General features: G+C 73.0%; 11 protein-coding genes. 6 read left to right on the top strand and 5 right to left on the bottom strand.

All coding sequences use genetic code 11. From position 1 onward, the window contains the following. The coding region (locus V6U79_RS29570; protein WP_334616701.1) for an LLM class flavin-dependent oxidoreductase at nucleotides 1–564 on the top strand (564 nt) is incomplete at its 5' end. Beyond that, nucleotides 561–1,187, top strand: a complete 627-nt coding sequence (locus tag V6U79_RS29565) for an FMN reductase (protein ID WP_334532113.1) — start codon at nucleotides 561–563, stop codon at nucleotides 1,185–1,187. The genes V6U79_RS29570 and V6U79_RS29565, both read left to right, overlap by 4 nt. Nucleotides 1,188–1,193: 6 nt before the next feature. Here the strand turns inward: V6U79_RS29565 and V6U79_RS29560 are convergent, their stop codons facing one another. Beyond that, complete coding sequence (locus V6U79_RS29560) at nucleotides 1,194–2,075, bottom strand: universal stress protein (protein WP_442933836.1); 882 nt, start codon at nucleotides 2,073–2,075, stop codon at nucleotides 1,194–1,196. Nucleotides 2,076–2,206: 131 nt separating this feature from the next. Here V6U79_RS29560 and V6U79_RS29555 point away from each other — a divergent pair, with 131 nt between their 5' ends. From V6U79_RS29555 to V6U79_RS29545, 3 genes are all read left to right on the top strand, one after another. After that, a complete protein-coding gene (locus tag V6U79_RS29555) occupies nucleotides 2,207–2,710 on the top strand; it encodes a GNAT family N-acetyltransferase (RefSeq protein ID WP_334616699.1) in 504 nt (167 codons plus the stop codon). 9 nt (nucleotides 2,711–2,719) lie between these two features. Beyond that, nucleotides 2,720–3,352, top strand: coding sequence for a hypothetical protein (locus V6U79_RS29550; protein ID WP_334616698.1), 633 nt, complete (start codon nucleotides 2,720–2,722; stop codon nucleotides 3,350–3,352). A gap of 122 nt (nucleotides 3,353–3,474) precedes the next feature. Beyond that, entirely contained in the window at nucleotides 3,475–4,803 is a 1,329-nt protein-coding gene (locus V6U79_RS29545; RefSeq protein ID WP_334532103.1) for a hemolysin family protein, read from the top strand. A gap of 37 nt (nucleotides 4,804–4,840) precedes the next feature. On the opposite strand, the gene V6U79_RS29540 is transcribed toward V6U79_RS29545, so the two are convergent. From V6U79_RS29540 to V6U79_RS29525, 4 genes are all read right to left on the bottom strand, one after another. Beyond that, the gene (locus V6U79_RS29540) at nucleotides 4,841–5,149 is read right to left on the bottom strand and encodes a PRC-barrel domain containing protein (RefSeq protein WP_334616697.1); all 309 of its coding nucleotides are present in this window, start codon (nucleotides 5,147–5,149) and stop codon (nucleotides 4,841–4,843) included. Further along, a complete protein-coding gene (locus tag V6U79_RS29535; RefSeq protein ID WP_334616696.1) occupies nucleotides 5,136–5,516 on the bottom strand; it encodes a hypothetical protein in 381 nt (126 codons plus the stop codon). The genes V6U79_RS29540 and V6U79_RS29535 overlap by 14 nt, the downstream gene beginning before the upstream one ends. Next, complete coding sequence (locus tag V6U79_RS29530; RefSeq protein ID WP_334532094.1) at nucleotides 5,513–6,739, bottom strand: NRAMP family divalent metal transporter; 1,227 nt, start codon at nucleotides 6,737–6,739, stop codon at nucleotides 5,513–5,515. Before V6U79_RS29530 ends, V6U79_RS29535 begins: the two co-directional genes overlap by 4 nt. A gap of 155 nt (nucleotides 6,740–6,894) precedes the next feature. Continuing rightward, a complete protein-coding gene (locus tag V6U79_RS29525; RefSeq protein WP_334616703.1) occupies nucleotides 6,895–7,287 on the bottom strand; it encodes a PaaI family thioesterase in 393 nt (130 codons plus the stop codon). A gap of 107 nt (nucleotides 7,288–7,394) precedes the next feature. Between V6U79_RS29525 and tyrS the strand changes: the two genes are divergently transcribed. Then, entirely contained in the window at nucleotides 7,395–8,678 is a 1,284-nt protein-coding gene (tyrS, locus tag V6U79_RS29520) for a tyrosine--tRNA ligase (RefSeq protein WP_334616702.1), read from the top strand. Nucleotides 8,679–9,187 lie beyond the last annotated feature (509 nt).

Raw genomic sequence — 9,187 nt, 5'->3', positions numbered from 1 at the left:
ATCCGCAGCCCGGAGATCGCCGAGCAGGCCGCCTACTACGGCGACGGCTTCTTCCACAACAACATCTTCTGGCCCAAGGAGCACGTCCAGCGGATGGTGGGCCTCTACCGGCAGCGCTTCGCCCACTACGGCCACGGCACCCCGGAGCAGGCCATCGTCGGCCTCGGCGGGCACGTCTTCATCCGGCGCAACTCCCAGGACGCGGTCCGGGAGTTCCGGCCGTACTTCGACAACGCCCCGGTCTACGGGCACGGCCCGTCGCTGGAGGAGTTCAGCCGGGAGACCCCGCTGACCGTGGGCAGCCCGCAGGAGGTCATCGACCGCACGCTCGGCTTCCGGGAGTACGTCGGCGACTACCAGCGGCAGCTGTTCCTCGTGGACCACGCCGGCCTGCCGCTGAAGACCGTGCTGGAGCAGCTCGACTTCCTCGGCGAGGAGGTCGTCCCGGTGCTGCGCAAGGAGTTCGAGAGCCTCCGTCCGGCGCACGTGCCGGCGGCTCCCACCCACGCCTCGCTGCTCGCCGCCCGTGACGCCGAGGCGACCGGCGGGCAGGCCACCCGATGAGCCGGCGCACCCTGGCCGTGGTCTCGGCCGGCCTCAGCCAGCCCTCCTCGACCCGACTGCTCGCCGACCAGCTCGCCGCGGCCGCCCGCGACGAGCTGGTCCGGCGCGGCGCCGAGGTGGAGCTGCGCGTCGTCGAGCTGCGCGACCACGCCCACGACGTGGTGAACAACATGCTCACCGGGTTCCCGCCGGCCGCGCTGCGGGAGGCCGTCGACGCGGTGACCGGGGCGGACGGGATCGTCGCCGTCACCCCGATCTTCAACGCGTCGTACAACGGGCTGTTCAAGTCCTTCTTCGACGTGCTGGAGCCCGGGGCGCTGACCGACCGGCCGGTGCTGATCGGCGCGACCGGCGGCACCGCCCGGCACTCGCTGGCCCTGGAGCACGCCGTCCGGCCGATGTTCAGCCATCTGCGGGCGGCGGTGGCCCCCACGGCGGTCTTCGCCGCCCCCGAGGACTGGTCCGGCGGCACCGCCGACGGCGCACTGCGCGCCCGCATCCGGCGGGCCGGCGCCGAGCTGGCCGACCAGGTCGACCACCGGCTGCCGGCCTCCGGCCCGGTCGACCCGTTCGCCCTGACCACCGACTTCGCCCAGCTCCTCGGCGGCGGCCGGGAGAGCTGAACGGGGTCACTCAACCCGGTCGTACGGGTGGGCGACCAGCACCGGGCAGTGGGCGTGCTGCGCCACCGCCTGGCTGACCGAGCCGAGCAGCAGCCCGGTGAAGCCGCCCCGGCCCCGGGTGCCCACCGCCAGCAACGACGCCGTGCCGCTCGCCTCGACCAGTCCCTGCGCGGCGCCGGCCGCCCGGACCGGGTGCTCCCGCACCACCAGGTCCGGGTGGTCGGCCCGGACCGCGCCGGACGCCTCGGCCAGCAGCCGCACCGCCTCGGCCTGGTACGCGGCCTGCGACTCCTCGACCTCCTCCGGCACCGGCCGGTCCCCGTCCGGCGGGCCGACGTGCACCAGCACCAGCGGCACGTCCCGGCGGGCCGCCTCGTCGGCGGCGTACCCGACGGCGAGCCGGGACGGCCCGGAGCCGTCCACCCCGGCCAGCACCGGCCCGTCCACCGGGATCGGCTGCTCGTCGGGGCGGACCACCAGCACCGGGCAGTGCGCGTGCGCGACCACCTGCGCGCCGACCGAGCCGAGCAGCAGCCCGGTGAAGCCGCCCAGCCCGCGGCTGCCCACCACCACCAGCTCGGCCCGGCGGGACTCCTCGACCAGGGTGGCGCCCGGGCCGCCGGCCACCTGGCGTACCTCGACGTCCAGGCCGGGTGAGCGGCCGGCCAGGTCGGCCGCCGTCCGCTCCAGCATCTTCTGCGCCTCCTCCGAAGGCGCCGGCACCCCGAGGTCGTACGGGTTGAGCGGCACGCCGTAGCCGAGCGGGTGCAGGTAGCCGTGCACCAGGCGCAGCGGCCGGGACCGCAGCTGGGCGGCGCGGGCCGCGTGTTCCGCGGCGACCAGGCTGGACGGCGATCCGTCGACGCCCACCACGACAGGACGGTTCATCGGCACTCCCCGAAGTCGGTCAGGTCATTGTCGACGTACCCGTCCCGCGACGCCGGCATTCGGCCGGACACGCCGACGTGGGGCGCTTCGGCGGTCCGGGATCGTCGGTGCCGGTGCGTACGCTCTGGCCCGTGACCGTCCCTGTGCAGCTCCGCCCGGTGCGCGACGACGACCTGCCGTACTTCTTCGCCCATCAGCAGGACCCGGAGGCCAACTGGATGGCGGCCTTCGGGCCGGCCGACCCGGCCGACCGGGCGGCGTTCGACGCGCACTGGCGGCGCATCCGCGCCGACCCCCGGATCGTCAACCGCACCGTCGTCGCCGACGGCGAGGTGGTCGGGTACGTGTCGGCCTTCCCGGTGGACGAGCAGACCGAGGTCAGCTACTGGATCGACCCGCGGCGCTGGGGTCGGGGCCACGCCACCGCCGCGCTCGCCGCGCTGCTGCGCGAGCTGCCACAGCGCCCGGTGCACGCCCGCGCCGCGAAGGACAACCGGGCCTCCCTCGCCGTGCTGCGCAAGTGCGGCTTCGTCGTGGTCGGCGAGGACTCCGGGTACGCCCACGGCCGCGGCGTCGAGGTCCAGGAGTGGGTGCTGGAGCTGCCCGACGACCGGCCTGAGCTGGGCGCCCACTAGTCTCGCGGGGTGAACTGGCTGGAACTCGTCGGCTGGGCCGGCTCCGCGCTGCTGGTCTGGTCCCTGCTGCAGACGCGCATTTTGCGGCTGCGTGCGCTCAATCTCGTCGGCTGCCTCATCCTGATCGGTTACAACGCCGGGGTGCAGGTCTGGCCCGGTGTCGGCCTCAATGTCGTACTCGCCGTGATCAACGTGTGGTACCTGCGGAAGATGCTGGCCACCCGGCACGACGAGCAGACGTACCAGGTGGTCGAGGTCGGCGTCGACGACCAGTTCCTCGCGCACACGCTGCGGGTGCACGCCGCGGACATCGCCCGCTTCAACCCCGACTTCCGCTGGGAGTCGCACGGCGCGCCCCGCTCGGCGTTCCTGGTGGTCAAGGCCGACGAGGTGGTCGGGGTGGTGCTGTCGCACGCCGAGGCCGGCGGGGTGGCCCAGATCGACCTGGACTACGTCACCCAGCGGTTCCGGGACTTCACCCCGGGGGAGTTCGTCTACCGCCGCAGTAGCCTCTTCACCGACCGGGGTTTCCGTCGGGTGGTCAGCCCGCCCGGCATGGTCGCCCCCTACTACCACCGGCTCGGGTTCCGCCCCGAGGGCGGCGCGTACGTGCTCGACCTGCCGGCGCCCGCCGCGGCGTAGCGCCCCGGCGAGGATTCGCCGGCGCCCGCACGGGGCACAGACAGGCCTACGCCGGTCGGGCCTCCGGCCGGCGGCGTCGGCCGTCGCGGCCGGTGCCCGTCGTGTGAGGGAGAGAGCCGGGCGTGCAGAGCTACTGGAGCCAACTGGCCCTGGTCGGAGTCCTGGTGGTCCTGAACGCGATCTTCGCGGGCAGCGAGATGGCGCTGGTGTCGCTGCGGGACAGCCAGATCCAGCGACTGGAACGCACCAGCCGGGCCGGGCGGGTGCTCGCCCGGCTGGCCAAGGACCCGAACCGGTTCCTGGCCACCATCCAGATCGGCATCACCCTGGCCGGGTTCCTCGCCTCGGCCGCGGCGGCGGTCTCCCTGGCCCGGCCCCTCGTACCGCTGCTCGGTGCGCTCGGCGGCGCCGCCGAGACGGTCGCCATCGTGGTGGTCACCCTCGCCCTGACCTTCGTCACCCTGGTCTTCGGCGAGCTGGCCCCCAAGCGGATCGCCATGCAGTCCGCCGAGCGGTGGGCGCTGCTGGTGGCCCGTCCGCTGGACCTGCTGGCCACCTTCACCCGGCCGGCCGTCTGGGCGCTCGGCGCCACCAGCGACCTGGTGGTACGCCTGGTCGGACTGAACCCGAAGCACCAGCCCGAGGAGATCGGCCCGGACGAGCTGCGCGACATCGTCGCCGGCAACCACGGCTTCACCAAGGAACAGCGGACCATCATCGCCGGCGCGGTGGAGATCGCCGACCGGCAGCTCAAGGCGGTCCTCGTACCCCGGTTGCAGGTCTTCACGCTCGACAGCGGGACCACCGCGGAGGCCGCCCGGCTGGTCCTCGCCGCGACCGGGCACTCCCGGGCGCCGGTGGTCCGGCACGGCGGCCTGGACGACGCGGTCGGCGTGATCCACCTGCGGGACCTGGTCGGCGTCCCCGGCGACCGGTCGGTCGACGAGTGTGCCCGCCCGCCGATGCTGCTGCCCGACTCGCTGCCGGTGGTGGAGGCGCTGCGCCAGTTCAAGGCCGAGCGACAGCACATCGCCCTGGTGGTGGACGAGCGCGGCGCCGTCGACGGCATCGTCACCCTGGAGGACATCCTCGAGGAGATCGTCGGCGAGATATACGACGAGACCGACCGGGACGTCCGCGCGGTACGCACCGAACCCGACGGCGCGCTGCTGCTGCCGGGCACCTTCCCGGTGCACGACCTGCCGGACATCGGCGTCGAGGTGCCCGCCCGGCCGGCCGGCGACTACACCACCGTCGCCGGCATGGTGCTGGCCTGCCTGGGGCACATCCCCACCGTCGCCGGGGAGAGCGTCACCATCGACGACTGGGAGCTGGAGGTGTCCGCGATCGACCAGCGGGCCATCACCCAGGTCCGGCTGCGCCGCGCCGCCCCGCCCGCCGAGGAGGGTGCCGAGGAGGCGGAGCCGCTCCTGGACGAGGCCCGCAGCTGAGCCGGCGGTAGCCGCCCGGCCGTCCGCCTGGGCGCGGTCAACCGGGCGGCGGCCCGAACGGGAAGCCGGGCACCGGCGGCAGCAGCTGCACCTGGTCGGCGGGGAGCTGCCGGTCGTGGCGGCGCACCGTCCGCGCCACCACCCGGATCGCCCACGGCCCACGGGGGCGTTCCCCGCCGACCAGCCGTCGCACCGCCCGGCTCCACCAGTGCCCGTTGACGAACACGTCGGTCAGCCGCAGCCGCCCGTCGGGGAGGTCCCCCCGGACCACCACGTCGACCACCCGGCCCAGCCGCCGGCCGTGCAGGTCGTACGCGGTGCGGCCGAGCAGCTCACCCGCTCGCACGGTCGGCTCCCGGGATCCGGTCGATCAGGTGCCGGCGCAGCCACGCCTCCACCGGCGGCCGGGGCAGCTCGTCGGCGCGGACGCGCAGCCACACCGCGCTGTCCAGCCGGGCGACCTGGGTCACCGGGATGCGCAGCGGCCACGCGGGCGGGTCGTCGGTGAGCCGGTCGGCCAGCGCCACCAGCAGCCGCCCAACCCGGCCGCCGATCCGGTCCCCGAGCGCCCGCTCGCCACTGAGCAGGTACGCCACGTACGGGAAGCCCTCCGCGTCGACCGCGAACTCCACGTCGTCGACCTTGCCGACCGGCCACCCGTCGGAGTCGACGATCTGCCGGTCGAGCAGCTGCCGGCCCAGCTGGATCCTCACCGGCCCATCCCGGTGCCGATCGCGAGCGGGACCGCCGCCACCGACGCCGCCACGATGACCACCAGGAAGACCGCGCCCAGCAGGTTGAGCGCCGGCCCGTTCACCCGGTCGCCCAGGTACGTCCGGTCGTTCGCCACGACCAGGATCGGCAGGTACGTCAGCGGCAGCGCCACCGCGCTGACGACCAGCATGTACTCGGTCAGCCGGACCGGGTCGACGGTGGTGAGCAGCACCAGCATCCCGGCCAGCACGCTGACCAGCAGCACGCTGTGGAAGCGGGCCGCCTCGCGGGGACTGACCCGTTTGCCCCACTGCCAGCCGAAGTACTGCGCCGCCGTGTATGCCGCCGACAGCCCGGTCTCCAACGCGGCGCCGAAGGTGACCGCGAAGAACGCGAGCGCCGCGATCGCCAGCCCCACCCCGCCGAACGCCAGCACCACCGGCTCCGCCACCTGGCCGAGGGTCGACACCGAGGCGCCCGCCGGGTGGAGGACCACCGCCGCGGTCGCCACCAGGGACAGGGCGAGCAACCCGCCGACCGGGAACCCGATCAGCACGCTGGACCGCGCGTCGGCGAGGTCGGCGGCGCTCCAGCTCTCCTCGACCCCGCCGGAGGAGAAGAAGAACACCTCGTACGGGCTGACCGTGGAGGCGAAGAGGGCGACCGCCACGAACCAGTAGGCGCCCCAGCCCTGCCCGGCCGCGTCGGGGTGCAGCGCGCCACGGCCGAGCGCCGCCCAGTCGGTGGGCAGCCAGAACAGCGCGACCGCGAAGACCAGCAGAGCCAGGCCGGCCAGGCCGAAGACCCGCTCCATCAACTGGAAGCGCATCCGCCACAGCACCAGCCAGACGGCGAAGGCGGCCACCGGCACCCACAGCAGGTAGCTGACCCGGGAGAGCAGTTGCAGGGCGAGCGCCACGCCACCCAGCTCCGCGCCCAGGGTCAGCACCGTGACCAGGTAGGAACCGACCAGGTTGAGCAGCGCCAGCCGCGGCCCGAGCCGCTCGCGGATCAGGTCGAACACCGCCCGGCCGCTCACCGCCGCGATCCTGCCGGCCATCTCGGCGTACGCACAGATGCCGACCACGCCGAGCACCAGCACCCAGGTGTGCCCCATGCCGAAGCGGGCGCCGGCCTGACCCGCCGCCACCAGGTCGCCGATGTCGACGAAGCCCCCGATGGCCGAGAGCACACCGAGCGTGGCGGCGAGGAGCTTCCTCACGTCGAATACGGCCCGACCAGCATCATCGTGGCGACCATATCCGCCTCAGCGCCCTGTTCAGCCCCAAATCCCCACCGCGATCCCGCACCTGCCGCCCCGACGAAGAGGGCGAATGCCGCAGCCGGAGGCCGAAGGTACGAGATCGGGGGACGCGGTCAGGAGTGGGTGAGGTTCTGCAGGCGGACCTGGCCGCGGGAGATGAGGCGGCCGTCGGCGTCGGTGATCTCCACCTGCCAGAGCTGCTGGCTGCGGCCCCGGTGCACAGGAATGCCGACGGCGGTCAGCTCACCCTCCCGCACCGCGCGGAGAAAGTCCGTCTGGTTCGACACGCCCACCACGGTGCCCCGTCCACCGAGCCAGATCGACCCACCCACGCTGGCGGCGGTCTCCACCACCGCGCAGTACACGCCACCGTGCTGGATACCGAAGGGCTGGTGCAGCTCGGGACGGACCTCCCAGCGAATGACGACCCGGTCCGGCCCGACCTCGTCCAGCTTCAGGCCCAGCAGGTCCACCAGGCCGCCCGTCAGGTTCGGCATCTCGGTCATCTCCACGCCCGTCTTCCTCTCGCTCGCGGAAGCGCCAGCCTAATCACCACGCCGAGCCGGCAAACCCGGTACTACCCGCACCCGGGGATGGGGGAGAATCGGTGACCGTGACCGACAGCAACCTCCCGCACGGGCGGGACTCCCTGACCGAAGACCTGCGGTGGCGGGGCCTGATCCAGGACTCGACCGGCCTCGACGAGCTACGTGAACTGCTCGACGGCGGGGCCACCACGTTCTATGTGGGCTTCGATCCGACCGCGCCCAGCCTGCACGTCGGCCACCTCATGCAGGTCACCACCGCCCGCCGGCTCCAGCTCGCCGGGCACCGCCCGTTGCTGCTGGTTGGCGGCGCGACCGGGCAGATCGGCGACCCGAAGGAGAGCGCCGAGCGGACGCTCAACCCGCCCGAGGTGGTGGCCGGCTGGGTCCAGCGCATCCGGGACCAGCTCGAACCCTTCGTGTCGTACACCGGGGAGAACGCGGCGCAACTGGTCAACAACCTGGACTGGACCGGCGAGATGTCGGTGGTCGAGTTCCTCCGCGACGTCGGCAAGCACTTCCCGGTCAACAAGATGCTGGCCCGGGAGGTGGTCAAGGCCCGGCTGGAGACCGGCATCAGCTTCACCGAGTTCAGCTACCAGCTGCTCCAGTCCCACGATTTCTTCGAGCTGCACCACCGGCACGGCTGCCAGCTCCAGTACGGCGGCTCCGACCAGTGGGGCAACATCACCGCCGGAGTCGACTACGTGCGCCGCCGCGGCGCCGGCCCCGTGCAGGCCTTCACCACGCCCCTGGTCACCCGGTCGGACGGCACGAAGTTCGGCAAGACCGAGGGCGGCGCGGTCTGGCTCGACCCCGAGCTGACCAGCCCGTACGCCTTCTACCAGTTCTGGGTCAACGCCGACGACCGGGACGTCACCCGCTACCTGCGCTACTTCAGCTTCCGTTCCCGTGAGGAGCTGGAGGCGCTGGAGAAGGAGGCCGCCGAGCGGCCGGCGGCGCGGGCGGCCCAGCGGGCCCTCGCGGAGGAGCTGACCACGCTGGTGCACGGCGAGCGGGAGATGGCCCAGGTGGTGGCGGCCAGCCAGGCGCTCTTCGGCCGCGGTTCGCTCGACGACCTCACGCCGGAGACCCTGCGGGCCGCGCTCACCGAGGCCGGCCTGGTCCACCTGACCGAACTGCCCGACGTGGCCGGACTGCTGCGCGACTCCGGCCTGGTGCCCAGCCTGAAGGAGGCGCGGCGGGTGATCGCCGAGGGCGGCGCCTACGTCAACAACACCCGGGTGACCGAGGTGGACGCGACCGTCGCGCCGGCGGACCTGCTGCACGGGCGGTACCTGGTGCTGCGCCGCGGCAAGCGCTCCTTCGCCGGGGTTGAGCTGCGCGGATAGCCGTCTCTTGATGATGTGACGCGGGACGCGCCCGGCCGAGTTGACGATCAACTGGCCGGGCGCGTAACTTTCTCTCTGCCAGCGCGGAACGGACGAAACAGGCGAAAGCTTGGGAGGCCGGAGCGCGGGAATGGTCTGGGGCGCGGCTCGGTTGTGACCGGGTACGAGCTTGGACCGGCTCCTGAGGCTCGACAGAGCCGACGGGGTGAGGGAATGAGTCCAGGGTCGGCCGGGTTGTTACCCGGTACGAGCCTGGATCGGGCTTCCTGGCTTTACAAGCCGGTGGGGTTCGGGAATGACTTCAGGGTCGGGTGGGTTGAAGCCCATGTGAGTCTGGACCGGGTGGTGCCCCGGATTCGCTGCGAGGCGGATTTGGTGAGGCGGAGCCGACCGGGTAAGGTTGTCGACCGGCAGGGTAGCGGACGGTGTCGCGGGTGACCGTGAATCGGCCGGCCTGTCGATTCCATGAGGACAGCGGCGGAAGCCGGTGGAATTGTGGTGCCCGGAAT

The sequence above is a fragment of the Micromonospora psammae genome (assembly GCF_036902725.1).
Lineage (GTDB): Bacteria > Actinomycetota > Actinomycetes > Mycobacteriales > Micromonosporaceae > Micromonospora.
Note: the sequence above shows the minus strand (reverse complement) of the source record. Positions and strands in the feature narration are given on the sequence as shown.